Origin of the sequence: Variovorax sp. RO1, assembly GCF_002849325.1 — a bacterium.
In the GTDB taxonomy this organism is placed as follows: domain Bacteria; phylum Pseudomonadota; class Gammaproteobacteria; order Burkholderiales; family Burkholderiaceae_C; genus Variovorax.
This window is the reverse complement of the sequence record NZ_PKMT01000008.1, coordinates 138883-165823: the sequence shown is the minus strand read 5'-3', so window position 1 is coordinate 165823 and position 26941 is coordinate 138883. Positions and strand designations below refer to the sequence as shown.

Genomic DNA, 26941 nt, shown 5'->3' with positions numbered 1-26941 from the left:
CTGTGTGTGTGACGTTGTTTAGCTTCCGATGTGCATCGTGAACGCCGGCCCGTTGTTGAGCACGCACTGGCCGCTGCCCAAGGTGGCGGAGTTCATCGTGTACTGGCAATTCAGGTTGCCGCCGCGACTGCCGGTGGCGTTGGCCACACCGGTGGTGCGCGAGCCGGCCACGCGGGTCGCCTCTCCCTGAAACTGTTCGGCACCGATCTGCGCATTGAAGTGGCCGCGGCCGTTCATGTCGTTGGTCACCGTGCCCCCGACGGCGCCGTAGCGCGCGGCTTCGGCGTTCGACGGATAGAGCCGCGCGCTGAAGGTCTGTGACACCGGCCCCGGTGCGACGGCGTAGCTTTGCTGCGACGGCGCGATGGGAGCGGGCTGCCCGAGTGGCACCACGTAGCAGCCGCTGAGTGCGGTGCCCGCGAGTGCGGCGGCAAGGGTGAGTCGAACGAAAGTGACGGAGCGCGGGATGTTCATGCGTTTCTCGGTGGCCCGGGCAGATGCCCGTGCGACGAAATGTGCCCGCACCCGTCTCGGTACCCTGTGCTTTTCGCCGCGAGTACCGCTTTCTGCGCCCGGCGGTAGCCACGGTCGCTACTGCGGCAGGGTCAGGGCTGCACAATCGCGGCCCGTTTCCCGCTGTCGCCGAATGAAATCCACCGCTCCCCCCATTGCCGCCGTCATGGTTCACGTCACAGACGTGAACGCCGCACTGCGCTGGTACGCCGACGCCTTCCCCGATGCGGTGCCACTGTCGATCGGCTCACCGGCCTTCGAGTGCCTGTCGGTCCACGGCGTGCTGCTGGAGCTCGTGCCGGCCGACGCGAAGGTCGGCGCCGGTGCCTCCGGCTCGGTCGTGTACTGGAACGTCGCCGACTTCGATGCGGCGCTGGCCCACCTCGAGGCGTGCGGCGCGCCGCTGTACCGCGGCCCGCTGCGGTTGGAGGGCGACGAGCACATGGCGCAGGTGCGCGACCCCTGGGGCAACTGCATCGGCCTGCGAGGGCCTTCCACCGGGCGGCGACAATGCGCCCCATGAATTTCCAGAAATTGCTGGTGCCCGTGGGGGCCGTCGTGCTTCTCGGCCTGTCGTGGCATCAATACGGATGGGGCGGCGTGGCGTTTGCCGGCGGCGCCATCGTGATGTTCCTGCTGATGCACTTCAACCGCACGATGCAGGTGCTCAAGCGGGCCGCCGACCGGCCCATCGGCACGGTGGCGAGCTCGGTGATGCTCAACGCCAAGCTCAAGCCCGGCGTGACGCTGATGCACGTCATTGCGATGACGCGCGCGCTCGGCGAACTGCGCTCGCCCGAGAACGTGCAGCCCGAGCTGTACCGCTGGACCGATGCCGGCGGTTCTTATGTCGATGCCGTGTTCAACGGCGGCAAGCTGCAGAGCTGGACGCTCACGCGGCCCGAGACGCCGGTCGACGAAGAAACGCCCGCGGCCTGAAGGCGGCGCGGGCGCTTCGCCTTAGCCTCGCTTAGAACGGCGCGTCTTCTTCTTCGGGCGTGTCGGCCTGCGCCGCAGGCGCCGTAGCCGCAGCCTTCGGCGCTTCGTCCGGCGGTGCCGCCGAGAACGCCGCCTCGCCGCCCAGCGCGTCGAGCAGCGCCGGCACCAGCTGGCCGAGTTCGCCGGTGGCAATGGCCACGTCGGCGTCGAAGTTGTCTTCCTTCTTGCCGCCTGCCGCACCGTCGCCCGTGCCTTCGAGGAAGGTGATCTTGCGGATCAGCAGGCCATGCGTCAGCTCGAAGGACACGCGGTCGTCCCAGGTGAGCGCCAGGCGCGTCGGACGCTTGCCGTCGGTGATGTGCTGCTTGACCTCGTCGATGTCCAGCGCGTGCTTGGCGTAGCGCACCACGGCCTTCGAGTCGTCGGAGGCCTTGAGCTCGCACTCGCGGTCGATGCTGAAACCGGCCGGCGGCTCCTGCGTCAGCAGCCAGTTGGCCATGGCGGCGGCCGGCTCGATCTGCGTGTTGATCAGTGCCACGGCAAAGCCGTCGAGCGACTTCACGAGGCTGGTGACCACTTCGTCGGCGCGCGAAGCGTTGCCGCTGTTGATCACGAGGCGGTTCTCGGCCTTGTCGATCCACACCGTCACGCGCGCACTGCGCGTGAAGGCCATGGGCAGCAGCTCCAAGGTGATGTCTTCCTTGAGCTCCTTCTTTTCCTTCTTGCCGGGCTTGCGGCCGGTGGTCGTCTCGATCTGGGCGCAGCGCTCGTCGAGCTTGCGGCGCACCACGGAGCCGGGGACCTGCTTGCTTTCGATCATGTACTCGACCAGCCACTGGCCGTCGATGGATTCGACCAACGGACCGTTGGCTTCGCCGCGGGGCTCGACCCAGCCGGCGGACTTTTCCTGCGAGGGGCCGCAAGGCACGAAGCGTTGCTTGGCCAGCCCTTCTTCTGCCTCGGTCAGTGATTGGGACCAGGCAGGTTCGATGCGATAGACGATGACGTTCTTGAATACGGACACGGGAACCCTTTTTCCACTGGTTGGCACAACCGGCCATTGTCGGGCACCCTGAAGTGCAGGGCTTGCGGGCACCGCCTTAAAATCGAAAGCTTTTGCGACTTCCCCCGCGGGTCGCACCCCCATACCGCTCCCAAAGGAATCAGGAAATGAGCTCGATCCCCCCCTCGCTGGACGACCGTGACGGCAAGATCTGGATGGACGGCGAACTCGTGGACTGGCGCGACGCCAAGATCCACGTGCTCAGCCACACGCTGCACTACGGGTGCGGCGCCTTCGAGGGCGTGCGCGCCTACAAGACGGCCGACGGCGGCACGTCCATTTTCCGCCTGGCCGAGCACACCGAGCGCCTGTTCAACAGCGCCAAGATCCTGCGCATGAAGATCCCCTTCTCGCAGGAACAGCTGAACGAAGCCCAGAAGCAGGTCGTGCGCGAGAACAAGCTCGAAAGCTGCTACCTGCGCCCCCTCATCTGGATCGGCTCCGAGAAGCTGGGCGTGAGCCCCAAGGGCAACAAGATCCACGCCATGGTCGCTGCCTGGTCCTGGGGCGCCTACCTCGGTGAAGAAGGCATGCGCCGCGGCATCCGCGTGAAGACCTCGAGCTACACGCGCCACCACGTGAACATCACGATGACGCAGGCCAAGTCGGTCAGCAACTACACCAACTCGATCCTGGCCAACATGGAAGCGCTGGACGACGGCTACGACGAAGCGCTGCTGCTCGACGCGAGCGGCTTCGTGTCGGAAGGCGCGGGCGAGAACGTGTTCGTGGTCAAGAACGGCGTGGTCTACACGCCCGACCTGTCGGCCGGCGCCCTGAACGGCATCACGCGCAACACCATCCTGCACATCTGCAAGGACCTCGGCATCGAACTCGTGCAAAAGCGCATCACGCGCGACGAGGTCTACATTTCCGACGAAGCCTTCTTCACCGGCACCGCCGCCGAAGTGACGCCGATTCGCGAACTTGACCGCATCGAGATCGGCAACCGCGGCGACGGCGGCTCGCGCGGCCCCATCACCGAGAAGATCCAGTCGGCCTTCTTCGACATCGTGAACGGCAAGAATCCCAAGTACGCCCACTGGCTCACGAAGGTCTGAGAGAAAACATGTCCACCAATGCAGTTGTCGAACTCCTCGCGAAGGAGCTCAACCACCAGGGCGGCGTGTTCTGCCCCAGCCCCAAGGCCGACATGAAGCTCTGGAGCGGCCACCCGAAGGTCTACCTCGACGTGGCGCGCACCGGCGAAGCCAAGTGCCCGTACTGCGGCACGGTGTACCGCCTCAAGGCGGGCGAGACCGTGTCGAGCCGCCACTGAGGTTGACGTGTCGATCCGCGGCCTGTTGGTGCGATTCGGCCTCGCCTACCTGGTGTTGCTGCTCGGAATCGCCATCACGCTGAGCCTGCTGGGCGTCAAGACCAACGCCGGCACCAACACGGCGGCGCTGCTCGGCGCCGTCATGTGGGCGTGCATGGCGTTCGGCAAGCGCAACGGCCGCTACTTCACCCGCGAAGAAAAGCCGCGTGCCGTGCTCGGCATGCTGGCCGTCGACCTGACACTCCAGGCCGTGTTCGGGCTGGGCGTGGGCCTGCTTTCCGGGGCCTTGGCCCCGCAGATGGGGCCGTTGCTGTTCTCGCTGCTCTTCATCGGCGTGCTGCACGCCGTGACGATCTATTTCTTTGTCGGGCTCAGCGGCAAGCAGTTTGCAGCCGCGCAGAAGCAGAAGGCCGACCGCGGTCAGGCCTGACGACGGGCCGGCAGCGCTGGCCACAAGCCGCGCCACGGATCGGGGTCTTGCGATTCCTGCGCCAGCCGCAGGTAGACCATCGCGATCCACAGCACCGCCAGCCCGATCTGCGCGTCGCGCATCGCCGAGTTCACGCTCGACGCGATGAGCGCGATGAGCGTCGCGGCCAGCGCGTAGCGGCCGGCGATGTCGGGCCGGCGCCAGGCCTGCCAGACGGCGACGAGCATGATTGCCAGCAGGCTCAGGATGCCCGGGATGCCGCTTTGCGCGCCCACCCAGAGGAAGTCGTTGTGCGGCATGTTGGAGTCGGCGAACAGCGCCGGGCCGCGCTTGTGCCACTGGTCGGTCCAGCCGCCGATGCCCCAGCCCGCGACGGGCTGGTCGGCAATCATGGCGCCGGTGTCGCGGTACATGTAGTAGCGGATGATCCAGCTGCCGTGGAACACGGCGCCGGTCTGCGCCTTCTCGAGTTCCTCGATGCCGGTCTCGACCTTCTGCTGCAGCTGCGGCAGCTGGTACAGGCTCGCGCCGATCACCACCGCGCCCAGGATCAGCGCGGCCGACAGCGCCTTCAGGTGGTTCTTCCACTGGTGCAGGCAGACCACGGGAATCACCAGCAGCAGCGCGAGCACCGAGGTGCGCGACGTGAGCGGCAAAGCGACCACGGCGCCCAGTCCGAGCACGAGCGCAAAGGCCGCCAGCGCGCGCCAGGGCCGGTGGCCCGTGATCTGCGACAGCCCGTAGACCGCGGCGCTGGCCGCGACGATGCTGAACAGCAGCGCGTTGCTGATCGACTTGTTGCCCACTTCCATCACCACGCCGCGCAGCGCGCCCGGCACCGGAAAGCCCAGCGTGTAGTGCAGCACGATGAGCACGATGTTCAGCGCCGCGATCAGCAGGAAGCCGCGCAGCGCCCACAGCGCCTCCTCGCGCGTGAGCGCCATCGCCATCAGGAAGGTGAAGGCGATGCGCAGCCCGTGGAACAGGTTGGAGGGGGTCTCGGGGTAGTGCGGCCGCACGGCCAGCACGATGAAGGTCCAGGCCACGTAGGCCACCACCGGCCACCACAGCGGGTTGGCGCGCAGCCGCGCGTAGCGCTCGCGCAAGCCACCGCCCACGAGCAGGGCGAGCAGCAGCACGATGGCCGACAGGTAGGTGACCCCGACCGGCATGAACACCACCAGCCCCCAGAACATGGCCGCGGGCCGAACGATGTGCGATCTCTGCATAGGGGCGGGATTTTAGGTTGGGGCTTATGCCCGAACCTGACTTGCCCCTCCGCGCCCGCTGGCGTCAGTGCGGTGCGGCGGCGGCGTTGGCCGGCAGGCGGATCACGAAGCTCGCGCCCCCACCCGGCCGGTCTTCGCACTGCACCGAGCCGCCGTGGCGTTCGGCGATCGACTTCACCAGCGCCAGCCCGAGGCCGACACCGCCGTTGCGCTCGCTGGCACCCGGCAGGCGGTAGAAGGGTTCGAAGATGCGTTCGCGCAGCGCCGGCGGCACGCCCGGCCCGCGGTCGTTGACGCGCACCGTGGCGTAGCCGCCGGCGCTGCCGAGCTCGACGCTGATCTCGCCGGCGCCATAACGGCGGGCGTTTTCGAGCAGGTTGCGGATCGCACGGCGCAGCAGGCGCGACACGCCGGGCACGGTGAGCGTGGCGTTGTCGGTGCCTTCGGCCAGGTCGAGTTCGGCGTTCACCTGTGCGCACTCTTCGGCCGCCAGGCCGGTGAGGTCGACGGCTTCGATGGTGCCCATGTCGGCCTCGCTGGCGTCGAGCCGGCTGGCCAGCAGGATCTCGTCGATGAGCTGGTCGAGCTCGCCGATGTTGCGCGAAATCTCTTCGCGCGCCGTCGGGCTCGGCCGGTCGCCCATCAGCTCCAGGCCCATGCGGATGCGGGTGAGCGGCGAGCGCAGTTCGTGCGAGGCGTTCGCCAGCAGCGACTTGTGCGAACGCACCAGCTGTTCGATGCGTTCGGCGGAGGCGTTGAAAAGTTTGGAGAGATCGGCCACTTCGTCTTGTCCTTCCTCGGGCACGCGCGCCGACAGGTCGCCCTCGCCCCAGCGCTGCACGCCGCGCTGCAGGGTTTCGAGCCGCTGGGTGATGCGCCGCACGATCGGGTAGACGCCCAACGCCACCGCCACGCCGACCAGCGCGATCATCCAGCCCAGCCCGAACGGGGTGCGCCAGGGCGCGAAGCCGCCGGTGCCGGTGGGGCGCTCGCGCGGCGCGACGCGCAATGTCATGTCGCGGCCGTCGCTCAGCGACACGTCGAACTCCAGCCCCTGGCCCGGCACGCGCATGGCCTTGCCGGTGCCGATGGTGCGGTCCTGGCTGTCGAGCACGACCACTTCGCGCGGCACAGGCGCCAGGCGCTCGCGCTCGGCCTCGGCGGCCACGCGCACGATCCAGTTGGCCATCAGCGTGAGGATGACCACGCCGCCGACCACCGCGAGCCAGATGCGGACGTAGAGATGGCGGCGGTAGAGGCTGCGCAGCATCGTGGGCGCGTCCTAGTCTTGTTGCTTGGCGAACACGTAGCCGACGCCGCGCACGGTGAGGATGCGTTTCGGGTTCTTCGCGTCGACCTCGATGGCGGCGCGGATGCGGCCCATGTGCACGTCGATCGAGCGGTCGAAGGCTTCGAGCTCGCGGCCGCGCACGGCTTCCATGATCTGGTCGCGCGTGAGCACGCGGCCCGCGCGCTCGGCCATGGCCACCAGCAGGTCGAACTGGTAGGAGGTGAGGTCGGCCAGCGCGCCGGCCACCGACACGGTGCGCGCGTTGCGGTCGATCTCGAGCGTGCCGAAGCGCATCACGGTGGAGGCTTCGCTCTCGGTGGCGTTCTCGCTGCGCCGGCGCAGCACGGCGCGGATGCGCGCCAGCAGTTCGCGCGGCTCGAAAGGCTTGGGCAGGTAGTCGTCGGCGCCGATTTCCAGGCCGATGATGCGGTCCATCGGGTCGCCCTTGGCGGTCAGCATCAGCACCGACACCTTGGCCAGCGGGCCGGGCAGGGCGCGGATGCGGCGGCAGACCTCGAGGCCGTCGGTGTCGGGCAGCATCAGGTCGAGGATCACCAGGTCGGGCGCGTGCTGCTGCAACTGCTCCAGGCCGCTGGCGCCGTCACCGGCGTGGTTGAAGGCGAAACCCGACTGCGTCAGGTACTCGCCCACCATCTGCGCCAGGCGGGCGTCGTCTTCGATCATCAGGAGTTGGGGGGTGCTCATGCGCTTCATGGTCGTTCACCGGGAGCAAGCGGGCTTGAACGCTCCGTAAAGTTGGGTAAACGCAGCATCGCCCTGTCAACCTGGAGTGCTGCGGAAAACATGGCGCCTCGCCCAGGTTTCAGGGGCGCCATGTGGCAATGATGACGTGCCGGAGCGTGGTGTATCACGCCCCGCTCCGGCGTGGACCGGTCAGCCTGCGGCCTGCAGGCGCAGCCGCAGGGCCAGCGCGGCCGACAGCGGCAGGTCGATGGGCGCGTCGGCGCTGCCCGGGGCCTGGGCCAGCGCCTCGAACAGGGGCAGGGCGTCGGCCATCGGGTTGATGTTCTTCAGCGTGGTGGCGGCGGCCGAGCGCGGCGCGGTCGGCGTGCCGGCGGCATCGCCGACCAGCGACCAGTCGAGGCTGGCCACAGTGCGGGCCGTGCGCTCGGGCGCGATCACCAGCGCCACGGCGAGCAGGCCGCGGCTGTCGGTCACCGAGGTCAGCGCGCCGACCGTGGGGGCGTCGTAGCCGACCAGCAGCACCGGCGTCTGGTCGGCCGCGCACTGCACGGCCGCTTCGAGCAGGCCGGCGGCAAAGCTGTGGCCGTAGGCCGAGACGGCGTTGCTGGCCGCCATGCAGCCGGTGCCGATGGTCCAGTAGCCCACGGCCGCGTTGTGCACCGAGTTGTGGAACTTGGTGGGCGACAGCATCTTTGGATCGCTCGCGAGCGTGCTGCACATGTAGTCGTTGATCGACAGGTCGCCGTGCGCCGACGTGAACACGCAGGGCACGTCGGCCGCGTTGCGGTCGGCGCCTGCGATGGCCGCGGCGGCCACTTCGAGCGCCAGCGCCACGGTGTCGGGCGCGCGGCGGCGCTCGGCCGGGGCCAGCACCTGCGGCGAGGGCCGCTTGGCGGGCGGATCGCTCAGCGCGCCTTCGCCGCGGAAGGCCGCGCGGGCGGCGTCCCAGCCGGGCAGGGTGGGAGTCCAGAAGGCGGGGCCTTCGATGTAGAGCGTGGGAGGCGTGAGGGTGCTCATGCGGCCTCCGCCTTGCCGAAGACCAGCGCGCAGTTGTTGCCGCCGAAGCCGAAGGAGTTGGAGAGCGCATAGCGCACCTCGCCCGTGGCGGGTTCGAGCTTGATCTGCGGGCCGAAGCCCTCGTCCAGCGTGCGCGTGTTGACCGTGCCCGGCATCAGGCCGCGCTCGATCGCCAGCAGGCAGACGACTGCCTCGACGATGCCCGCGGCGCCCAGCGTGTGGCCCATGAAGCCCTTGGTCGAGCTGGCGTGCGTGCGCGCGGGGAAGCGGCGCGCCACCAGCGCGCCCTCGACCTCGTCGTTCTTCTGGCTCGCGGTGCCGTGCATGTTGATGTAGTCGATGGCGTCGGTCGACAGGCCCGCGCGCGCCAGCGCGTCGTCGAGCGCGCGCTCGGCGCCCAGGCCCTCGGGGTGCGGGGTCGACATGTGGTGCGCGTCGCTGGCTTCGCCGTAGCCCAGCAGCAGCGGCGCGGCCGCACCGCCGTCGCCGGGCTGCACGCGCTCGACCAGCGCAAAGCCGGCCGCTTCGCCGAGGCTGATGCCTTTGCGCCCCGCGTCGAAGGGGCGGCAGGGCTCGGTGGAGACCAGCTCCAGCGCGTTGAAGCCGAACAGCACGCTGCCGCACAGCGTGTCGGCGCCGCCGACCACGGCCGCGTCGGCCAGGCCCAGGCGGATCAGGCGCTCGGCGGATGCGAACACCTTGGCGCTGGACGAGCAGGCGGTCGAAATCGTCTCGCTCGGGCCGTCGATGCCCAGCACCTGCTGCACGAACATGGCCAGCGAATGCGGCGTGTGGACCGCGGCGCGGCGCTGGTCCGGCGGAAAGTTGCCGTCGGCGTCGAGCTGCGTGTAGGCCAGCTCGGTCTCGCCGATGCTGGCCGTGGAGGTGCCGAGCACCAGCGCGATGCGCGTGGCGCCGTACTTCTCGCGCGCGGCCGCGACCGCTTCGAGGAAGCCGTCGGCCTGCAGGCCCAGCCAGGCCAGCCGGTTGTTGCGACAGTCCCACGACATCGCCGATTCGGGCAGGCGGACGTCTTCCAGCCCGTCGACACGGCCGATCCAGGTCGGCAGCGGCGCATCGCCGAAATCGTTGGCACGCAGGCCGCTGCGTGAATGCGCGAGCGCGTCAGCGTGCGCTTCCTTGCCGACGCCGACGGCCGAGGTGGCCGTGTAGGCACTGATTTGAAGGGGAGAAATTCGGGACGGCACGATGGATGTGGGGGCTGGCGACAGGCGAAAAGGCGTCAACGACAGAAGAAATACCGGAAAAGCGCAATTTTCACGCAATGAATGTCACAGCCTACCAGCGATGCGTATCGGGTTGCGTCGGCTGTTTCCTATAGATGACAGCTCCGGCGCAGGCCCTATTGACGCTCGCCGCCGCCTGTGCGGGCCGCCGAACGCGCGGCCAGCGCCACCAGCAGCAGCACCGGCACGCCCAGCAGGGCGGTGGCGGTGAAGAAGGTGCTGTAGCCGTAGGCGTCGACAAAGGCGCCCGAGTAGCCGGCGATGAACTTCGGCAGCAGCAGCATCAGCGAGCTGAACAGCGCGTACTGCGTGGCCGAGTAGCTGACGTTGGTCAGGCTCGACAGGTAGGCAATGAAGGCCGCCGAGGCGATGCCGCCGGCCAGGTTGTCGGCCGACACCACGGCGATCAGCGCCGTCAGGTCGTGCCCGCGCGTGGCCAGCCAGGCGAACAGCAGGTTGCTCGCGGCGCTCAGCACCGCGCCCAGCATCAGCACGCGCATCACGCCCAGGCGCATCGACAGCACGCCGCCCACGAAGGCGCCCACCAGCGTCATGATCACGCCGTAGATCTTGCTGACCGTGGCCACCTGGTCCTTGGTGAAGCCCATGTCTACATAAAACGGGTTGGCCATGATGCCCATCACCACGTCGCTGATGCGGTAGATGGCGATCAGCGCGAGGATCAGCGCCGCCTGCCACCTGTAGCGGCGGATGAAGTCGGCAAACGGCTCGATCAGCACGCTGCGCAGCCATTCGCCCGCATTTTTCGCCTTCGGCAGCACGCGCCGCACCGGTTCGGGCGACAGCAGCACCGTGAGCACACCCACCGCCATCGAGGCCGCCATCACGAGGTAGGCCGTCTTCCAGGCGCCGTTCTGGTACGCCGCCGCGCCGGTGACCGCCACGGCGGGCGCCACCTCGGCCCAGGCCGCGACCCACAGCACGCCGGCGCCGGCCCAGATCATCGCGAGCCGGTAGCCCGTTTGATAAGCGGCGGCCAGCGCAGCCTGCTTGCGCGTCTCGGCCGATTCGATGCGGAAGGCGTCGAGCGCAATGTCTTGCGTGGCCGAGCCGAAGGCCACCAGCAGCGCGCACCAGATCAGCGGCTGCAGCCCCAGGCGCGGGTCGTTCATCGCCATGCCGATCAGCCCGGCAATGACCAGGCCCTGCGCCAGCAGCAGCCAGCCGCGCCGGCGCCCGAGCAGCGTGGTCAGCGGCGGCAGCGGCAGCCGGTCGACCAGCGGCGCCCAGACCCACTTGAAGCCATAGGCCAGCCCGACCCAGCTCAGGTAGCCGATGGTGGTGCGGTCGATGCCCGCCTCGCGCAGCCGAAAGCTCAGCGTGCCCAGCACCAGCAGCAGCGGCAGGCCGGCCGAGAAGCCCAGCGCGAGCATGCGCAGGGTGGCGGGTTCGAGGTAGACCTTGAGCGCGTCACGCCAGGGCAGGGCGGCGCTCGCGGGGGCTTGGGTGGTTTCGGCGGGCGGTGCGGACATGAGTGGGGGATTGTCCATGAGCTGTCGGGGAGATCGGCGTGCGCGCTCGTCTCCATTTGTTCCTATCATCCGGGCACCTATGTGCACACGATGCGAACGCCCCCTTTCTGCCCTCTCTGAAGCCTCGGCATGGAACCCGCGCCGGGCCTTCCTGCTCGCCGCCGCCGGTGCCGCGCTGAGCGCGCCGGCGCTGGCGCAGGTCAACGTCGGCAACGCCTCGGTGGCGCGCAACCTCGTGCCCGCCGACCAGATCGAGTCGGCCGGCGTGCAGCAGTACGGCCAGCTGCTTCAACAGGCGCGTGCCAAGGGCGCGCTGGCCGGCGACGGCAACGCGCAACTGCAGCGGCTGCGCACCATCGCGCAGCGGCTCATTCCCTTCGCCCTGCCGTGGAACGCCCGCGCACGCGAATGGAAGTGGGAGGTCAACCTGATCGGCAGCAAGCAGATCAACGCCTTCTGCATGCCCGGCGGCAAGATCGCCTTCTTCACCGGCATCCTCGAACAGCTCAAGCTCAGCGACGACGAGGTCGCGATGGTCATGGGCCATGAAATGGCGCACGCGCTGCGCGAGCATGCCCGCGCCCGCATGGCCAAGAGCGTCGGCACCGGCGCGGCGCTGTCCATCGGCGCGCAACTGCTGGGGCTCGGCCAGGTGGGCGACCTTGCGGCGCGCGCCGGCACGCAGCTCATCACGCTGAAGTTCAGCCGCAGCGACGAAACCGACGCCGACCTCGTCGGCCTCGAACTCGCCGCGCGCGCGGGCTACGACCCGAAGGCCTCGGTCTCGCTGTGGAAGAAGATGGCCACGGCCTCCAAGAACCAGGGCGGCCTGAGCTTTCTGTCGACCCACCCGAGCGGGCCGGACCGCATCGCCAAGCTCGAGGCGAATGTGCCGAAGGTCGAGAAGCTCTACAAAGACGCGAAGAAGGGCTGAGCGGCGGCCTGCCGCCCCGCTCAGCGCCTCGCGCGCTCAGACCATCGCGTTGTCGCCGCCCGGGATCTCGTGCGCCTTGATCTGCCGGCGCGTGAGCTTGTAGAGCGTGGACGACAGAAAACCGTCCTGGTGGGAGTTCTTGGTCACGTTCACCACGAACTCGTCTTCGGGCGCCACGGCCTGCGCGCCCATGATCCAGCGCACGCTCTCGCGGTAGTTGTAGAGCCCCTTGTCGTTGGGGTCGCCCATCAACGCCGACAGCGCGGCCATGGCGACGGCGTCGCCGTTGGTCGCGTGCTCGCGCACGAAATCCAGGTAGCGGTGCCGCACGGGGATGTCGAACAGGCTGCTGATGAACATCAGTGCGCCTTCGGTGCCGTCGTCGTGGCCCAGTTCGCTGGCCTTCATCATGGCTTCGACCGCCTGCAGCTGCAGCGCCGGGCGCTGCGCCACGGGCGTGGCGTGGTCCCAGGCCATGTCGTGGCAGAGGTAGCCCAGCTTGTAGGCCGCGACGCTGTTGCCGGCCTCCGCCGCCTGGCCATAGCAGCGCAGGGCCTGTTGCCGGTCCTGGGTGCCGTGCTCGCCGCCCGCGTGGAAGATGCCGAGCGTGAGCAGGCACGAGGTGTCGCCCGCCGCCAGCCCGAGTTCCAGCACTTCGAAGGCTTCCTTGTTGCGCGGCACGCGCCACAGCGCGCGCGCCAGGTCGTCCCAGTTCTCGGTGCCGGCGTTGCGTTCGCGCGCGGCCGCCAGCCAGGCATGGCCCGTCGCCTCGTTGGGCACGAAGCCCAAGGCGCCCTTCAGGCTGCAGTAGCCGTGCAGGATCAGCGCGGTGTTGCATTCGTAGGCGTTGGCGCTGTTGCAGATGGCCTGGCCCAGCCAGTGGCCGTCGGGCTCCTGCTCCAGGGCGACGTGCACCGCCATGTTCATCGCGTACTCGTCGTCGATCGGGTGATGGCTCTCGGCTTCGCGCAGGCAGGCCAGCGCCTCGGGGTGCTGGTCGAGCATGTAGTGGCTGACGGCCAGCCAGCGCAGGGTTTCCCAGCGGTGGTACGGGTAGAGCGCCTCGTTGGCGCGCTGGCGCGTGGCGGCCATGCGCTGCTGCGCTTCGGCCGGGTCTTCGTCCTTGTCGACCGCGTTGCCCTGGTATTCGTCACGCCAGATCTCGTGGCGCAGCCGGTCTTTTTCGACCTCGTTCAGGTGGGCGCAGGCGGGCGAGGCGATGAAGGCGCGCACGCGCTCGTGGCTGCCGCCCCAGCGCGGCTGCTGGAACCAGACGCACTGGCGCATGAAGAAGAACAGCCGCGGATGCACGTGCAGCGTGGCGTGGATCCAGTAGGACGTGCCGCTGATCACCTTCTTGCCCTGCACGGGCGAGGGCAGGGCGGCGGGCACGGCCTCGGGGCAAACCACGCGCTCGTCGTGCGCCAGGCCGGAGCGCGCGAGCTGCACCAGCAGCTCTTCGCGGGTGGCCGCATCGTCGAGGGAAAAGTCGTGCTGCAGCGGGTTGCCGGGCCCGCGGCCGCTGCGCACCAACTCGGTCAGCCACTCGGGTTCGTTGAAGGCCGAGGTGCTCTGCAGCAGCAGGGCGCAGGCGGTCCACATCGTGGGCGCGAGCGTGAGTGCCCGCAGCGCGGCGACGGCGCAGCGCGTGGCACAGGCATGGGCGCATTCCCAGCCGAGCGCGGTGACCGAGCTGGCCCAGCCCGAGCCGCGGTATTCATAGGCCCAGTGGTACCAGTAGTGCGCTTCGCACAGCCAGGCGTGGGCCGATTGCGGGTTGGCGGCCTGCCACGCGGCCAGGCGGGCCAGCCCTTCGGCGCCGGCGGCGGTGCAGCCGGCCAGGTCGTCGGGCAAGGCGCCGTAATAGCGCTCTTCGTCGTCGCGGTCCTGAAAGCTGGCGGCCAGCGCGTCGTCGAGCCGCTGGTCGAGCGCGGCGTGGTCGCCGGCGCGCAGCAGGGCGTCGATGTCGCAGAGCTTCCAGCGCGCGGGCGCGGGGGGAATCACGGTCGCTGCGGCGGGGGGCGTGTGTGTGGTCATGGGCGGCGGGCGCGCGTCAGGCCGACGCGGCAGGGGCGGGAATGGAGGTCGGGGTGGGTTGGGGGTCGAAGATGCGGTAGCGCTTCCACGGCAGCGTGAGCCAGTTGCCCTGGGTGTTCTGCAGGTGCTCCTGCACTTCCAGCGTGGCGCGCGACGAGGCGGGGCCGTCCTGGCTGCTGATGCGCAGCCAGTGCAGCCGGGCCCGCGCGTAGGCGTGGCCGAAATCTTCCCAGCTCTCGAAGCTGTCCTGCGCGCGTTGCGCGTTGAGGAACAGCACCAGCCAGGCCTGCGACTCGGGCACCCAGCCCAGCAGTGCGATGCAGCGCACCAGGAAGGCCGTGCGCGCGCAGTCGAAGGCCAGCGCGTCGCGCACCTTGCCTTCGGCCGCGAGTTGTTCGTAGAAGTTGGCGTGGGTGCGGCCGAGCCCGCTGACCCAGCCGACCAGCGCGGTCTGCATCTGCGTGGCGATGTCGCGCTCGGGCAGGTCGGCGGCCATGTTCATCTCGCGCAGCACCTGCTTGGCCAGCCGCTGGCGCTGCTCGGCGGGCAGCTCGAGCGCCAGCGCGTCGCTGTCGCAGCGCAGGCCGTTGCGCAGCAGCAGGATGTCGCCGAGCGCCAGTGCCCAGCGGCGGCGGTTGGGCACCACCTTGCCGGCGTCGGCCCGGGCCTGCGCCGCGCGCGCCGCGAGGTCGGCGTTGGCCTTTTCGATGTGGCCGATCGCCGTGTCCGAGCCGCGCACGACGAGACGGAACGCGGTGCGCACGACGAACCACGCGACGCGCAGCCCGAGGTACAGCAGCCCGAGCAGCATCACGATGAGGAGTGCCTGCATCATGGCGAGGCGGCTCCCAGCAGCAGCGGCGCGCACACGGCGGCGCTCAGCGAGATGCCTTCGATTTCCATCATCGCGGCGGGCGCCTCCGAGGAGGCGGCCTGCAGCGACGGCGGCAGCCGGTTCGCGGGCAGCGTCAGGCGGGCGGCGGCGGCCACCGCCACGTCCATCTGCCGCAGCCGCGCCAGCTCGTGCGGTGCAATGCGCAGCAGCAGCCATTGCAGCGCCGGCGGCGGTTGCTCGAAGTGCTCGATCAGGTGGAAGTTGCCGCTCATCACGCTGAGCAGGAAGTCGGGGCTGCGCACGTCGGTGACGAACTTCCACTGGCCCTGGGTGGTGCTGGTGTCGTCCGCCGTTTCGGGCTCGAACACCAGGCCCATGCCTTCGCAGTCGCTGTGGCGCTGGCCGCGCGGCGGCAGCGTGCGCAGGAACTGCAGCACGTCGTCGGCGTACTTGCGCACCGGGTGGCGGTTCTGCTTGCCCTTGATCTGGTCGACCCGCAGCCCGTCGGCATGCACTTCGAGGCTGATGGTCACGTGCGGCAGGTTGCCCGCGCTGCGCAGCGTGAACAGGCGCAGCCGGCCGCTCTGCGCGGCGCTGGCGTACTGCTCGCCATAGCCGCCGTTCAGTTTCTTGAGGTTGGCGAACTGGCCCAGGCAGTGCTGCATGTGGAACGACTCGTAGGCCATTTCCTCGCGCAAGGCCGCATGGCTGCCGATGAACTCGAAGATCACGCCGTTGGGCGTGCGCAGCAGCTCCTTCAGCGCCAGGCCGCTGCTGGGCACCCAGCCCTTGTTGCGCTTGGCCTGCATGCGCTGGTGCTCCTGCTCCCACAGGGCCATGGCCATGAAGCAGGTGATGCGCTGCAGCTTCTGTTCGAGCCGCGTGCCGCGCCGCGAGCGCAAAAACTCGACCAGCATGCGTTCGCGGTCGACCAGCAGCAGGTGCTCGGGGTCGAGGTAGTAGAAAGTCTTCGAACTGGCTTCGGTGGCTTGCGGGTCGGCCTTGCCGCTCTTGGACTTGTCCTTGTCCTGCGCGGCCGCCGCGTTCGCGGCAACGGGTGCGCGCGGCTGCAATTGCTTGGCCAGCCACTCGGGCAGCGGCTTGTCGGGCCCGGCCGCGGCCAGGTAGTCGGCGGGCGACTGCACCGGCAGCACGTTGCCGAAGCTGCCGATGGCCCAGCGGAAGAAGTGATTCAGCAGCCAGGCCGCCATGTCGGCGTCGTCGCCGCGCTCGGCGCTGCGGCGCGCAATCGCGGCCTTGACCTCGGGCGCGTTCACCACGTCGCGCGGCAGATAGACCGCCGTCGCGGCAGGTGGCGCGGAGGGGCTCGTGGAAGGAGGCGAAGTCGGGATGGGCATCGACGGGCGGGCGACTTACAGCGTGAAGTCGTACTCCACCGTGATCGGCGCGTGGTCGCTGAACTTGACCGTCTTGTAGATCGCCTCGGTGCGCGCCAGTGCGCCCATGGCCGGGGTCGCGAGGTGGTAGTCCAGCCGCCATCCCACGTTGTTCGCGTAGGCCTGGCCGCGGTTGCTCCACCAGGTGTAGGCGTCGCCCGTGGTGTCGGGCTTGAGGCGGCGGTACACGTCCACCAGGCCCGCGCCTTCGGTGCCCGCGTCGAGCAGGCGCGTCATCCAGGCGCGTTCTTCGGGCAGGAAGCCGCTGTTCTTCTGGTTGCCGCGCCAGTTCTTCAGGTCGATTTCCTGGTGCGCGATGTTGATGTCGCCGCACAGGATGAACTCGCGCTCCTTCTTCAGCGCCACGAGGTGCGGGAAGAAGCCTTTCAGGAAGCGGAATTTGGCGGCCTGGCGCTCTTCGCCCGAGCTGCCGCTCGGGAAGTAGCAGCTGATCACCGAGAACTTGCGTTTCGGCGTGTCGAAGCGCAGTTCGAGGTAGCGGCCTTCGGCGTCGAATTCGGGATCACCCCAGCCCACCACCACGGCGCTGGGCGCATGCTTCGTGTAGACGGCGGTGCCCGCGTAGCCCTTTTTTTCGGCAAAGTGGAAGTGGCCCTGGAGCTCGGCCATCTTTTCGAAGCGGCCCTCGACATCGCTGGCCTGGACGCGGATCTCCTGCATGCAAATACAATCCGGCGCGAGTTCGGCCACCCAGTCGGCGACGCCCTTGGTGGCCGCCGAGCGCAGGCCATTGAGATTGAGACTGGTCAGTTTGAACACAAGGAATTTCCAATGGCTGTAGACGGTCAGACAAGCAGCGCGGTGGCACAGGACTTCGTGCAGTTCGCGCTCGACGCCGGCGTGCTTCGCTTCGGCGAATTCAAGACCAAGGCCGGTCGCATGAGCCCGTATTTCTTCAATTCGGGACTGTTCGACGACGGCGCCAAGATCGCGCGGCTCGCCGGATTCTATGCAGACCGCCTGATCGAAAGCGGGCTCGAGTTCGACATGATCTTCGGCCCCGCCTACAAGGGCATCCCGCTGGGCGCCACCGTGGCCGCCGAGCTGGCCCGCCGCGGCCGCAACTACCCTTTTGCCTACAACCGCAAGGAAGCCAAGACGCACGGCGAGGGCGGCAACCTCGTGGGCGCGCCGCTCCAGGGCCGCGTGCTCATCGTCGACGACGTCATGTCGGCCGGCACCGCGGTGCGTGAATCGATTGCCGCCATCCAGGCCGCGGGCGCCACGCCGCACGCCGTGTCCATCGCGCTCGACCGGCAGGAAAAAGCCACCGAGAACGGCGTCGACGTGGACCACAGCGCCGTGCAGTACGTGCGCAACCAGCTCGGCCTCGCGGTGGTCGCCATCGCCACGCTGGACGACCTGCTGAGCTACCTCTCGGGCAACGCCGCCGCCGACCTCGGCGCGCACCGCGAGCGCGTGCTGGCCTACCGCACGCGCTACGGCGCCTGAGACGCAGCGCCGATGCGACGCCCCGCGCGCGATCCCTCTTCTTCTGCCTGTGCCATGGCGTCGCTGTGGCTGGGCCTGGCGGCCTTGTCGTCGTGCGGCGTGGCGCTGGCGCAGCCTGCGAAGACTGACGCGCCCGGCGTCGGCATCTACACCTGCGTCGATGCGCGCGGACGCACGCTCACGGCCGACCGGCCGATCGCCGAGTGCAGCGACCGCGAGCAGCGCGAACTGGGTCCGAGCGGCACGGTGCGCCGCAAGCTGGAGCCGACCTACACGGCGCGCGAGCTGCAGGAGCGCGAGGACCGCGCCCGCGAAGCCGCCATCCAGGCCGCACGGCTCATCGACGAGCGCCGCCGCGAGCGCGCGCTGCTGGTGCGCTACCCCAACGCCACCACGCACGACCGCGAGCGCGTCGAGGCGCTGTCGCAGATCGATGCGGTGATCCAGGCCGCGAAGAAGCGCATCGCCGAGCTCGCCGACGAGCGCAAGAAGATCGACGAAGAGCTCGAGTTCTACAAGCAGGACACGAGCAAGGCGCCCGGCGCAGTGCGCCGCAGGATCGAGGACAACACGCAGAGCGTGGCCGTGCAGAACCGCTTCGTCGCGGAGCAGGAAGACGAGAAGAAGCGCGTGAATGCGCGCTTCGATGAGGAGCGCGGGCGCCTGAAGACGCTCTGGTCGCCGCAGAACGGCGGCAACCCCCGCTGAATCGAACCCGCCGGGGCCTTGCGCAAGGCCCCGGGGTTTTTGATCAGCCCAGCTTGGCTTTCAGCAGCTCGGTGACCTGCGCCGGGTTCGCCTTGCCCCCGCTGGCCTTCATGACCTGGCCCACGAGGCCGTTGAGTGCCTTCTCTTTGCCGCCGCGGTATTCCTCGACATTCTTCGCGTTCTTGGCAATCACCTCGTCGAGGATCTTGTCGAGCGCGCCGGTGTCGTTCATCGGCTTCAGGTCTTTCGCTTCGATGATCGCGTCGACATCGCTGCCTTCGCCACTCCACAGCGCTTCGAACACCTGACGCGCCGCGTTGTTCGGCAGCGTGCCGTCGGCGATGCGCGTCACCAGCTGCGCAAGCTGCGCGGCCTTCACAGGCGCGGACTCGATGCCGATTTCGGCGGCGTTCAGGCGGCGTGCCATTTCGCCGGTGATCCAGTTGCTGGCCAGCTTGGGCGCTGCGCCGGCGTTCACCGCATCGTCGAAGTACTGCGCCAGCGCCGCGCCTTGCGTGAGCTGCGCGGCGTCGTATTCCGACAGGCCGTGGTCGCGCACATAGCGCTCGGCCGTGGCGCGCGGCAGCTCGGGCATCGTGGCGCGCACGCGCTCGATCCATTCGGCGGCCACCACCAGGGGCGGCAGGTCGGGGTCGGGAAAGTAGCGGTAGTCGGCCGCGTCTTCCTTGGTGCGCATGGTGCGCGTCTCGCCGGTGGCGGGGTCGAACAGCACGGTCGCTTGCTGGATCGCGCGGCCGTCTTCGAGCTCGTCGATCTGCGAGTTGATCTCGTAGTCGATCGCCTGCTGCATGAACTTGAAGCTGTTCAGGTTCTTGATCTCGCGGCGCGTGCCAAGCTTGTCGCCGGGCTTGCGCACCGACACGTTGGCGTCGCAGCGGAAACTGCCTTCCTGCATGTTGCCGTCGCAGATGCCGATCCACGTGACGATCTTGTGCAGTTCGCGCGCATAGGCCACGGCCTCGGCGGTGGAGCGCATGTCGGGCTCGGTCACGATCTCGAGCAGCGGCGTGCCGGCGCGGTTCAGGTCGATGCCGCTCTGGCCGATGAAGTCTTCGTGCAGCGACTTGCCCGCGTCTTCCTCGAGGTGGGCACGCACGAGGCGCACGGTCTTCTTCTCTTCGCCGAGGAAGAAAGAGACAGAGCCGCCTTGCACCACCGGGATCTCGAACTGGCTGATCTGGTAGCCCTTGGGCAGGTCGGGGTAGAAGTAGTTCTTGCGCGCGAACACGCTGCGCGGCGCGATGTGCGAACCGAGCGCCAGGCCCAGTTTGATGGCGCGTTCGACCGCGCCCTTGTTCATCACGGGCAGCGTGCCGGGCAATGCCAGGTCGACCGCGCAGGCCTGCGTGTTGGGCTCGGCGCCGAAGGCCGTGGAGGCGCGGCTGAAGATCTTGCTGTTCGTCGACAGCTGCGCGTGCGTTTCGAAGCCGATGATGACTTCATAGCCGCGCACCAGCGGGCCGGTGGGGCGGCCTTGTTGTTGTGCTTCGAAGGTGTTCACTGCGGTGGTATCGCTCATCTTAAAAACCCTCCGGCGTGCGCGTGTGCCAGTCGGTGGCTTGCTGGAAGCGGTGCGCTGCATTGAGCAGCTTCGCTTCGCCGAAGTAGTTGCCGATCAGCTGCAGGCCCACGGGCATGCCGGCGTCGAAGCCTGCAGGCACGCTCATGCCGGGCAGGCCGGCGAGCGAGGCGGGCAGCGTGAAGATGTCGGCGAGGTAGTCGGCCACGGGGTCGTCGCCGTGTTCGCCGATCTTCCAGGCGGTGGTCGGTGCGGCGGGGCCGACGATCACGTCGCACTGCGTCAGCGCCTGCTGGAAGTCGTCCGCGATCATGCGGCGCACCTTCTGTGCTTGCAGGTAGTAGGCGTCGTAGTAGCCGTGCGAGAGCACGTAGGTGCCGATCATGATGCGGCGCTTCACTTCGTCGCCGAAGCCTTCGGCGCGCGTGCGTTCGTACATCTCGGCCAGGTCCTTGTACTGCTTGGCGCGGTGGCCGAACTTGACGCCGTCGAAGCGGCTCAGGTTGCTCGATGCTTCCGCGGCGGCCAGGATGTAGTACACGGGAATCGACAGCTCGGTGCGCGGCAGCGAGACCTCGACGCGCTTCGCGCCGAGCTTCTCGTACTGCAACAACGCTGCATCAATGGCGGCGCGCACGCCGGGCGCCACGCCGTCGCCGAAGAACTCCTTCGGCACGCCGATGCGCAGGCCGTCGAGCGAGTCGTTCAGCGAGCGGCCGAAGTCTTCGGCGGGCTTGTCGAGCGAGGTCGAATCGCGGTCGAGGTCGGGGCCGCAGAAGGCCGACAGCAGCAGCGCGCAGTCTTCGGCCGAGCGGGCCATCGGGCCGGCCTGGTCGAGGCTCGAGGCGAAGGCCACCATGCCGTAGCGCGAGGCGCGGCCGTAGGTCGGCTTGATGCCGGTCACGCCGCAGAACGAAGCGGGCTGGCGGATCGAGCCGCCGGTGTCGGTGCCGGTGGCGGCGGGTGCGAGGCGCGCGGCCACGGCCGCCGCGCTGGCGCCCGACGAGCCGCCCGGAATGCGGTCGAGGTTCCAAGGGTTGCGCACCGGCACGGCGGTGTCGTGGCCCACGGCGGGCACGGCGACGTTCTCGTTGGCCGAGCCCATCGCGAACTCGTCGCAGCTGAGCTTGCCGAGCGTGACCGCGCCGGCTTCGGCCAGGCGGCGCACCACGGTCGCATCGAAGGGCGAGCGGTAGCCCGCGAGCATCTTCGAGCCGGCGGTGGTGGCGAAGTCGGTGGTGACGAAGATGTCCTTGTGCGCGATCGGCACGCCGGCCAGCGCGGGGGCGTTGCCCTTGGCGAGGAGCGCGTCGGCGGCGCGGGCCTGGGCCAGCGTGACTTCTTCGTTGACGTCGACAAAGGTGCCGAGCGATTCGTGGGCCTTCATGCGGCCCAAAAAGGCCTGCGAGGCCTCGACGGCCGAAACCTTGCGGTCGGCCAGCGCCTTGGCCAGCGCGACCACGCTCAATTGGTGCAGTTCACCGCTGCTCATTATTCGATCACCTTGGGCACGAGGAACAGGCCGGCTTCGACGGCCGGGGCGCTCTTCTGGTTGGCTTCGCGGTTGTTCGGCTCGCTCACGACGTCGTCGCGCAGGCGCAGCGTCACGTCTTCGCGCGCGGCCACGGGGTGCGCCAGCGGCTCGACGCCGGTGGTGTCGACCGCGCGCATGCGTTCGACCAGATCGAAGAAGCCATTGATTTGAGTGAGCATGCGCTCGCTTTCATCTGGGGCAAGCTGCAGCCGCGCCAGGGAGGCGATGCGTGCAATATCGGAAGCGGAAAGAGACATAGATGGCTGACGGGTCGAAAAAACCAGAGGCAATCGCACGCCGAAGAGGGTGCCGACACGGGATTCAGAGGGGATTCGGTTATTATCCCGCCTTTGCCGCAACCCCCGCGAACGCGCCGGCTTTTGCGCCAAAAACGATCAATTCACCCCGTCAAACGACCCAAAAATAGAGCGACGTCCTGCCGATGCGCAGGCCGTGCTCAGAGGATTCCGCACATGTTTGGAGCTTTCCGTCGGTACTTCTCCACCGACCTGGCGATTGACCTCGGCACCGCCAATACCCTGATCTTCGCCCGCAACAAGGGCATCGTGCTGGACGAACCCTCCGTGGTCGCGATCCGCCACGAAGGCGGTCCCCATGGCAAGAAGGTGATCCAGGCCGTCGGCCGCGAAGCCAAGGCCATGCTGGGCAAGGTGCCCGGCAACATCGAGGCCATCCGCCCGATGAAGGACGGCGTGATCGCCGACTTCGTGATCACCGAGCAGATGATCAAGCAGTTCATCAAGATGGTGCACCCGCGCACGCTGCTCACGCCGAGCCCGCGCATCATCATCTGCGTGCCCTGCGGCTCGACCCAGGTCGAGCGCCGCGCCATCAAGGACGCGGCCGAAGCCGCCGGCGCCACCGCCGTCTACCTCATCGAAGAACCCATGGCCGCGGCCATCGGCGCCGGCCTGCCCGTCAGCGAAGCCTCGGGCTCGATGGTGGTCGACATCGGCGGCGGCACCACCGAAGTGGGCGTGATCTCGCTGGGCGGCATGGTCTACAAGGGCTCGGTCCGCGTGGGCGGCGACCGCTTCGACGAAGCCATCATCAATTACATCCGCCGCAACTACGGCATGCTGATCGGCGAGCCGACGGCCGAAGTCATCAAGAAGAACATCGGCTCGGCTTTCCCGGGCTCCGAAGTCAAGGAAATGGAAGTCAAGGGCCGCAACCTTTCCGAAGGCGTGCCGCGCAGCTTCACCATCAGCAGCAACGAAGTGCTGGAAGCCCTGACCGACCCCCTGAACAACATCGTCTCGGCCGTGAAGAACGCGCTGGAACAGACGCCTCCCGAACTGGGCGCCGACATCGCCGAGCGCGGCATGATGCTCACCGGCGGCGGTGCGCTGCTGCGCGACCTCGACCGCCTGCTCGCCGAGGAAACCGGCCTGCCGGTGCTCGTGGCCGAAGATCCGCTGACCTGCGTGGTGCGCGGCTGCGGCATCGCGCTCGAACGCATGGACCGTCTCGGAAGCATCTTCACCAGCGAGTAAAGGCGAAAGCCTCCATCGGCCGGCCTTTGCTTGCGCAGGCCGGCCTTTTGTTATTTGATGCCGCACCACTGCCGGGTCTGACTACATGCCTCTGGGCACGCTCGATCGCACAGCGCCACCTCTGTTCAACCAGGGGCAATCGGCACTCAGCAAGCTGATCTTCTTCGGCGCGCTCTCGCTCTTCCTGATGGTGGCCGACGCGCGCTTTCACCTCGTGAAGCCGATCCGCTCGGCCATCGGCGCGGTGCTCTACCCGGTGCAGATGGTGGCGCTCAAGCCCGTCATGCTGGTGATGGGCGGCAGCCGCTACTTCGAAGAGCTGCAGACCGCGCAGCACAACGAAGAAGAAGCGCGCAAGGCGCTGATGCTGCAGGCCGAAACCGCCAGCCGCGCCGACACGCTCGCACAAGACAACGCCCGCCTGCGCGAACTGCTCGAACTGCGCCAGACCACCACCACGCCGGGCCGCCCGGCCGAGGTGCTGTACGACGCGGCCGACCCCTACACGCGCAAGATCGTCATCGACCAGGGCCTCACCCAAGGCGTGGCCGCCGGCTCGCCGGTGATCGATGCGCGCGGCGTGCTGGGCCAGGTGACGCAGGTGCTGCCTTTCACGAGCGAGGTCACGCTCGTGATCGACCGCGACCTGGCCATTCCTGTGCAGAACACCCGCACCGGCGTGCGCAGCGTGGCCTTCGGCGACGCGTCGGCGCACGGCGGCGGCATGGAGCTGCGCTTCATGGCGGCCAATGCCGACCTGCAGGAGGGCGACCTGCTGTCCACCAGCGGCGTCGACGGCATCTACCCGGCCGGCCTGCCGGTGGCGAAGATCGAACGCATCGAGCGCCGCGCCGACTCGGCCTTTGCGCGCATCTACTGCGTGCCGCTGGCCCGTGTGACCGCGGCGCGCTACGTGCTGGTGCTCGAGCCCTCGGGCGCGCCCGTGGCGCCGCCGCACGTCGAGGCCACATCCACCCAGCGCAAGCGCCCCGAGGGCAAGCCGGGTGCCGGCAAGAACGAAAAGAAGCCCGCGGGAGCCACGCGATGATCAAGCGCCCCGGCCAGCAGCAGCTCTTGCTGCCCGTCAGCCCCGTCTTCATGTGGACCAGCCTGCTCGTGGCGCTGCTGGTCAACATGATTCCCATCGGCCGCGCCGCCTGGATGCCCGACCTGCTGGCGCTGGTGATCGTGTTCTGGGGCGTGCACCAGCCCGCGCGCGTGGGCATCGGCGCGGCCTTCATGTTCGGCCTGCTCATGGACGTGCACCAGGCGTCGATGCTGGGCCAGCATGCGCTGTCCTACACCACGCTGGGTTTCTTCGCGGCCATGATCCACCGGCGCCTGCTCTGGTACCCGGTGCTCTCGCAGGCGCTGCAGGTGCTGCCGCTGTTTGCGCTGTCGCAGTTCATCGAGGTGATCACGCGCATGATCGGCGGCGGCGTGTTCCCGGGGTGGGGCGTGCTGATCTCGCCGGCCCTCGAGGCCGCACTGTGGCCGCTGGCCAGCGCGCTGCTGCTCGCACCGCAGCGCCGCACGCCCGAACCCGACGAGAACCGACCCCTCTGAGTTCTTCTTTCCGTCGCATTTGCCATCGCACCTGCGCACGCCTAAGCTCCTGATCCCATGACTGAAATCCGCAACGTTGCCGCCGATCTGGCGCGCTTCAAGCGCCGCGTGATCGTCATCGGCCTGGCGGTGCTCTTTGCCTTCAGCCTGCTGGGCGCGCGGCTGGTGTACCTGCAGGTGGTGCGCCATGAAGACCTGGCCGAGCAGGCCGAGAGCAACCGCACGGCCGTGGTGCCGGTGGTGCCGAACCGGGGGCTCATCCTCGATCGCAACGGCATCGTGCTGGCCTCCAACTACTCGGCCTACACGCTGGAGATCACGCCCTCGAAGGTCGGCGATGTCGAGGAAACCATCAACAGCCTGACCAGCGTGCTCGAGGTGTCGCCGCGCGACCGCCGCCGCTTCAAGCGCCTGCGCGAAGACTCGCGCAGCTTCGACTCCATTCCGATCCGCACCCGCCTGAGCGACGAAGAGGTGGCGCGCTTCGCGGCGCAGCGCTATCGCTTCCCGGGCGTGGAGATCAAGGCGCGCCTGTTCCGCAACTACCCGAACGGCGAGACGGGCTCTCACGTGCTCGGCTACATCGGGCGCATCAACCAGCGCGAGAAGACCGCGATGGAAGACTGGGAAGAAGAAGACCAGGCCAACTACAAAGGCACCGACTACATCGGCAAGCTCGGCATCGAGCAGAGCTACGAGAAGATGCTGCACGGCCAGACCGGCGTCGAGCAGATGGAAACCTCGGCCGGCGGGCGCGCCGTGCGCCGGCTCGCGAGCCATCCGGCCACGCCGGGCAACACCGTCATGCTGTCGCTCGACATCAAGCTGCAGAAGCTGATCGAAGACATGTTCGGCGAACGCCGCGGCGCCCTGGTGGCCATCGACCCCAAGACCGGCGAGGTGCTGGCCTTCGTGAGCAAGCCCACCTTCGACCCCAACCTTTTCGTGGAAGGCATCGACACCGAGAGCTGGAAAGAGCTCAGCGAGTCGCTCGACAAGCCGCTGCTCAACCGCGCGCTGCGCGGCACCTACCCGCCGGGCTCGACCTACAAGCCCTTCATGGCGATGGCGGCGCTGCAGACCGGCAAGCGCGCGGCCAACGTGGTGGTGAACGACCCCGGCTACTTCAACTTCGGCGGCCACCGCTTCGGCAGCCCTGAGGGCAACATCGGCGGCGTCGACATGCGCCGCTCGATCCAGCTGTCGAGCAACATCTACTACTACTCGCTGGCCAACGAGATGGGCGTGGACCTCATCCACGACTTCATGAAGCCCATGGGCTTCGGCCAGATCACCGGCATCGACCTGGGCGGCGAGGTGCGCGGCGTGCTGCCCAGCACCGAGTGGAAGCGCAACGCCTACAAGCGGCCCGAGGCCAAGAAGTGGTACGCAGGCGAGACCATCTCGCTGGGCATCGGCCAGGGCTACAACGCCTTCACGATGCTGCAGCTCGCACAGGCCACGGCCATCGTGGCCGACGGCGGCATGAAGCACCGGCCGCACCTGGCGCTGGCGATGCGCAACACGGTCAGCGGACAGGTCGTGCCGCTGCCGCAGCCGCCGGCCGAGAACCTCGGCTACACGGCGGCCAATGTCGCGGTGATCCGCGAGGGCCTGACCGCCGTGGTCACCAGCGGCACCGCGCGCGGCGTGTTCGCGGGCGCGGGCTACCAGGCGGCCGGCAAGACCGGCACGGCGCAGGCCGTGACGCAGGCCAAGAACACCAAGTACAACGCGCGCGCGCTCGAAGAGCACCAGCGCGACCATGCACTGTTCATGGCCTACGCGCCCGCCAACAACCCGAAGATCGCGCTCGCGGTCATCGTCGAGAACGCGGGCTGGGGCGCAGGCTCCGCGGCGCCCATTGCGCGCCGCGTGTTCGACTACTGGCTCATGAACCAGTACCCGAGCGAGGCCGACATGGCCGCCGTGCGCATCGGCCGCGCCGGCCCGCCGATGGGCAAGCCGCGCGTGGCCAGCGAGGTGGTGTGGCCTGTGGCGGGAGCGGCTTCGCCAGTGCCTGCGAGCGCGGCATCGGCGGCGGCGCCGACGCCCTGATCTTCTTGCTCCCTCTCCCCTGGGGGAGAGGGTTGGGGTGAGGGTGCGGGGCGATCAACGCCGCGCGATGTGGCAAGGCCCTTGCCCTCACACTAGCCCTCTCCCAGAGGGAGAGGGAACAACACGGGGAGAGAGG

The 26941-nt window shown here is 68.6% G+C and carries 27 protein-coding genes; 12 read left to right on the top strand and 15 right to left on the bottom strand.

The window, feature by feature from the left end; translation table 11 throughout:
- Positions 1–18 precede the first annotated feature (18 nt).
- Positions 19–474 (bottom strand): hypothetical protein, encoded by a 456-nt coding sequence (locus CY658_RS29060; protein WP_101493467.1) that lies wholly within the window; start codon positions 472–474, stop codon positions 19–21.
- Between the two features lie 172 nt (positions 475–646).
- Between CY658_RS29060 and CY658_RS29055 the strand changes: the two genes are divergently transcribed.
- Positions 647–1036: a VOC family protein gene (locus CY658_RS29055; protein WP_219589620.1), complete on the top strand. Its 390-nt coding sequence runs from the start codon at positions 647–649 to the stop codon at positions 1034–1036.
- Positions 1024–1452: a glycerate kinase gene (locus CY658_RS29050; protein WP_101493465.1), complete on the top strand. Its 429-nt coding sequence runs from the start codon at positions 1024–1026 to the stop codon at positions 1450–1452. The genes CY658_RS29055 and CY658_RS29050 overlap by 13 nt, the downstream gene beginning before the upstream one ends.
- Positions 1453–1483: 31 nt before the next feature.
- Here CY658_RS29050 and CY658_RS29045 read toward each other — a convergent pair whose 3' ends face one another.
- Positions 1484–2476, bottom strand: a complete 993-nt coding sequence (locus CY658_RS29045; protein ID WP_101493464.1) for a recombination-associated protein RdgC — start codon at positions 2474–2476, stop codon at positions 1484–1486.
- A gap of 146 nt (positions 2477–2622) precedes the next feature.
- Here CY658_RS29045 and CY658_RS29040 point away from each other — a divergent pair, with 146 nt between their 5' ends.
- From CY658_RS29040 to CY658_RS29030, 3 genes are read left to right on the top strand one after another with little or no spacing between them, the layout of a single operon-like run.
- Entirely contained in the window at positions 2623–3576 is a 954-nt protein-coding gene (locus CY658_RS29040; protein ID WP_101493463.1) for a branched-chain amino acid transaminase, read from the top strand.
- A gap of 8 nt (positions 3577–3584) precedes the next feature.
- Entirely contained in the window at positions 3585–3794 is a 210-nt protein-coding gene (locus CY658_RS29035) for a zinc-finger domain-containing protein (protein ID WP_101493462.1), read from the top strand.
- A gap of 7 nt (positions 3795–3801) precedes the next feature.
- Positions 3802–4224, top strand: a complete 423-nt coding sequence (locus tag CY658_RS29030) for an ABZJ_00895 family protein (protein ID WP_101493461.1) — start codon at positions 3802–3804, stop codon at positions 4222–4224.
- On the opposite strand, the gene CY658_RS29025 is transcribed toward CY658_RS29030, so the two are convergent.
- The 6 genes from CY658_RS29025 to CY658_RS29000 form a co-directional block, all read right to left on the bottom strand.
- Positions 4215–5453: an O-antigen ligase family protein gene (locus tag CY658_RS29025; RefSeq protein WP_101493460.1), complete on the bottom strand. Its 1239-nt coding sequence runs from the start codon at positions 5451–5453 to the stop codon at positions 4215–4217. The two genes, CY658_RS29030 and CY658_RS29025, sit on opposite strands and share 10 nt — an antisense overlap.
- A 64-nt stretch (positions 5454–5517) precedes the next feature.
- Positions 5518–6723 (bottom strand): ATP-binding protein, encoded by a 1206-nt coding sequence (locus tag CY658_RS29020; RefSeq protein WP_101493459.1) that lies wholly within the window; start codon positions 6721–6723, stop codon positions 5518–5520.
- Between the two features lie 12 nt (positions 6724–6735).
- Complete coding sequence (locus CY658_RS29015; RefSeq protein ID WP_101493458.1) at positions 6736–7458, bottom strand: response regulator transcription factor; 723 nt, start codon at positions 7456–7458, stop codon at positions 6736–6738.
- 180 nt (positions 7459–7638) lie between these two features.
- A complete protein-coding gene (locus CY658_RS29010) occupies positions 7639–8466 on the bottom strand; it encodes a beta-ketoacyl synthase chain length factor (RefSeq protein WP_101493457.1) in 828 nt (275 codons plus the stop codon).
- The gene (locus CY658_RS29005; RefSeq protein ID WP_180839070.1) at positions 8463–9674 is read right to left on the bottom strand and encodes a beta-ketoacyl-[acyl-carrier-protein] synthase family protein; all 1212 of its coding nucleotides are present in this window, start codon (positions 9672–9674) and stop codon (positions 8463–8465) included. Before CY658_RS29005 ends, CY658_RS29010 begins: the two co-directional genes overlap by 4 nt.
- 155 nt (positions 9675–9829) lie before the next feature.
- A complete protein-coding gene (locus CY658_RS29000; protein ID WP_101493456.1) occupies positions 9830–11224 on the bottom strand; it encodes an AmpG family muropeptide MFS transporter in 1395 nt (464 codons plus the stop codon).
- A 61-nt stretch (positions 11225–11285) separates the two neighbouring features.
- Between CY658_RS29000 and CY658_RS28995 the strand changes: the two genes are divergently transcribed.
- A complete protein-coding gene (locus CY658_RS28995; protein ID WP_101493455.1) occupies positions 11286–12140 on the top strand; it encodes a M48 family metallopeptidase in 855 nt (284 codons plus the stop codon).
- Between the two features lie 36 nt (positions 12141–12176).
- Here CY658_RS28995 and CY658_RS28990 read toward each other — a convergent pair whose 3' ends face one another.
- From CY658_RS28990 to CY658_RS28975, 4 genes are read right to left on the bottom strand one after another with little or no spacing between them, the layout of a single operon-like run.
- Complete coding sequence (locus tag CY658_RS28990; protein ID WP_101493454.1) at positions 12177–14177, bottom strand: DUF4034 domain-containing protein; 2001 nt, start codon at positions 14175–14177, stop codon at positions 12177–12179.
- Positions 14178–14193: 16 nt separating this feature from the next.
- Positions 14194–15012 carry a DUF1266 domain-containing protein gene (locus CY658_RS28985; protein ID WP_257885015.1) on the bottom strand — a complete coding sequence of 273 codons (819 nt, stop codon included), beginning with the start codon at positions 15010–15012 and terminating at the stop codon, positions 14194–14196.
- Positions 15009–16370: a PcfJ domain-containing protein gene (locus CY658_RS28980; protein WP_101493453.1), complete on the bottom strand. Its 1362-nt coding sequence runs from the start codon at positions 16368–16370 to the stop codon at positions 15009–15011. Before CY658_RS28980 ends, CY658_RS28985 begins: the two co-directional genes overlap by 4 nt.
- Positions 16371–16385: 15 nt before the next feature.
- The gene (locus CY658_RS28975) at positions 16386–17189 is read right to left on the bottom strand and encodes an exodeoxyribonuclease III (RefSeq protein WP_101493452.1); all 804 of its coding nucleotides are present in this window, start codon (positions 17187–17189) and stop codon (positions 16386–16388) included.
- A gap of 12 nt (positions 17190–17201) precedes the next feature.
- Between CY658_RS28975 and pyrE the strand changes: the two genes are divergently transcribed.
- Together pyrE and CY658_RS28965 are read left to right on the top strand one after the other, a co-directional pair.
- Positions 17202–17882, top strand: coding sequence for an orotate phosphoribosyltransferase (gene pyrE / locus CY658_RS28970; protein ID WP_101493451.1), 681 nt, complete (start codon positions 17202–17204; stop codon positions 17880–17882).
- A gap of 54 nt (positions 17883–17936) precedes the next feature.
- On the top strand, positions 17937–18590 hold the full coding sequence (locus CY658_RS28965) for a DUF4124 domain-containing protein (RefSeq protein WP_374221144.1): 654 nt from the start codon (positions 17937–17939) through the stop codon (positions 18588–18590).
- 43 nt (positions 18591–18633) lie between these two features.
- On the opposite strand, the gene gatB is transcribed toward CY658_RS28965, so the two are convergent.
- From gatB to gatC, 3 genes are read right to left on the bottom strand one after another with little or no spacing between them, the layout of a single operon-like run.
- Entirely contained in the window at positions 18634–20130 is a 1497-nt protein-coding gene (gene gatB / locus CY658_RS28960; protein WP_101493449.1) for an Asp-tRNA(Asn)/Glu-tRNA(Gln) amidotransferase subunit GatB, read from the bottom strand.
- A gap of 1 nt (position 20131) precedes the next feature.
- Positions 20132–21622 (bottom strand): Asp-tRNA(Asn)/Glu-tRNA(Gln) amidotransferase subunit GatA, encoded by a 1491-nt coding sequence (gene gatA / locus CY658_RS28955; protein WP_101493448.1) that lies wholly within the window; start codon positions 21620–21622, stop codon positions 20132–20134.
- A complete protein-coding gene (gene gatC / locus CY658_RS28950; RefSeq protein WP_101493447.1) occupies positions 21622–21921 on the bottom strand; it encodes an Asp-tRNA(Asn)/Glu-tRNA(Gln) amidotransferase subunit GatC in 300 nt (99 codons plus the stop codon). The genes gatA and gatC overlap by 1 nt, the downstream gene beginning before the upstream one ends.
- Positions 21922–22137: 216 nt before the next feature.
- On the opposite strand from gatC, the gene CY658_RS28945 reads away from it, so the two are divergent.
- The 4 genes from CY658_RS28945 to mrdA all read left to right on the top strand — a co-directional run bounded on the left by CY658_RS28945 (position 22138) and on the right by mrdA (position 26805).
- Positions 22138–23181, top strand: a complete 1044-nt coding sequence (locus CY658_RS28945) for a rod shape-determining protein (RefSeq protein ID WP_056583929.1) — start codon at positions 22138–22140, stop codon at positions 23179–23181.
- Between the two features lie 85 nt (positions 23182–23266).
- Positions 23267–24229: a rod shape-determining protein MreC gene (gene mreC / locus CY658_RS28940; RefSeq protein ID WP_101493446.1), complete on the top strand. Its 963-nt coding sequence runs from the start codon at positions 23267–23269 to the stop codon at positions 24227–24229.
- The gene (gene mreD / locus CY658_RS28935) at positions 24226–24747 is read left to right on the top strand and encodes a rod shape-determining protein MreD (RefSeq protein WP_101493445.1); all 522 of its coding nucleotides are present in this window, start codon (positions 24226–24228) and stop codon (positions 24745–24747) included. Before mreC ends, mreD begins: the two co-directional genes overlap by 4 nt.
- Before the next feature lie 57 nt (positions 24748–24804).
- Positions 24805–26805, top strand: coding sequence for a penicillin-binding protein 2 (gene mrdA, locus CY658_RS28930; protein WP_101493444.1), 2001 nt, complete (start codon positions 24805–24807; stop codon positions 26803–26805).
- Positions 26806–26941: the final 136 nt, after the last annotated feature.

Coding starts and splice junctions, on each gene's coding strand:
- CY658_RS29060 (WP_101493467.1), bottom strand. CDS start 474: ATGAACATCCCGCGCTCCGTCACTTTCGTTCGACTCACCCTTGCCGCC.
- CY658_RS29055 (WP_219589620.1), top strand. CDS start 647: ATGAAATCCACCGCTCCCCCCATTGCCGCCGTCATGGTTCACGTCACA.
- CY658_RS29050 (WP_101493465.1), top strand. CDS start 1,024: ATGCGCCCCATGAATTTCCAGAAATTGCTGGTGCCCGTGGGGGCCGTC.
- CY658_RS29040 (WP_101493463.1), top strand. CDS start 2,623: ATGAGCTCGATCCCCCCCTCGCTGGACGACCGTGACGGCAAGATCTGG.
- CY658_RS29035 (WP_101493462.1), top strand. CDS start 3,585: ATGTCCACCAATGCAGTTGTCGAACTCCTCGCGAAGGAGCTCAACCAC.
- CY658_RS29025 (WP_101493460.1), bottom strand. CDS start 5,453: ATGCAGAGATCGCACATCGTTCGGCCCGCGGCCATGTTCTGGGGGCTG.
- CY658_RS29020 (WP_101493459.1), bottom strand. CDS start 6,723: ATGCTGCGCAGCCTCTACCGCCGCCATCTCTACGTCCGCATCTGGCTC.
- CY658_RS29015 (WP_101493458.1), bottom strand. CDS start 7,458: ATGAAGCGCATGAGCACCCCCCAACTCCTGATGATCGAAGACGACGCC.
- CY658_RS29010 (WP_101493457.1), bottom strand. CDS start 8,466: ATGAGCACCCTCACGCCTCCCACGCTCTACATCGAAGGCCCCGCCTTC.
- CY658_RS29000 (WP_101493456.1), bottom strand. CDS start 11,224: ATGGACAATCCCCCACTCATGTCCGCACCGCCCGCCGAAACCACCCAA.
- CY658_RS28995 (WP_101493455.1), top strand. CDS start 11,286: ATGTGCACACGATGCGAACGCCCCCTTTCTGCCCTCTCTGAAGCCTCG.
- CY658_RS28990 (WP_101493454.1), bottom strand. CDS start 14,177: ATGACCACACACACGCCCCCCGCCGCAGCGACCGTGATTCCCCCCGCG.
- CY658_RS28985 (WP_257885015.1), bottom strand. CDS start 15,012: ATGATGCAGGCACTCCTCATCGTGATGCTGCTCGGGCTGCTGTACCTC.
- CY658_RS28980 (WP_101493453.1), bottom strand. CDS start 16,370: ATGCCCATCCCGACTTCGCCTCCTTCCACGAGCCCCTCCGCGCCACCT.
- pyrE (WP_101493451.1), top strand. CDS start 17,202: ATGGCTGTAGACGGTCAGACAAGCAGCGCGGTGGCACAGGACTTCGTG.
- CY658_RS28965 (WP_374221144.1), top strand. CDS start 17,937: ATGGCGTCGCTGTGGCTGGGCCTGGCGGCCTTGTCGTCGTGCGGCGTG.
- gatB (WP_101493449.1), bottom strand. CDS start 20,130: ATGAGCGATACCACCGCAGTGAACACCTTCGAAGCACAACAACAAGGC.
- gatA (WP_101493448.1), bottom strand. CDS start 21,622: ATGAGCAGCGGTGAACTGCACCAATTGAGCGTGGTCGCGCTGGCCAAG.
- gatC (WP_101493447.1), bottom strand. CDS start 21,921: ATGTCTCTTTCCGCTTCCGATATTGCACGCATCGCCTCCCTGGCGCGG.
- CY658_RS28945 (WP_056583929.1), top strand. CDS start 22,138: ATGTTTGGAGCTTTCCGTCGGTACTTCTCCACCGACCTGGCGATTGAC.
- mreC (WP_101493446.1), top strand. CDS start 23,267: ATGCCTCTGGGCACGCTCGATCGCACAGCGCCACCTCTGTTCAACCAG.
- mreD (WP_101493445.1), top strand. CDS start 24,226: ATGATCAAGCGCCCCGGCCAGCAGCAGCTCTTGCTGCCCGTCAGCCCC.
- mrdA (WP_101493444.1), top strand. CDS start 24,805: ATGACTGAAATCCGCAACGTTGCCGCCGATCTGGCGCGCTTCAAGCGC.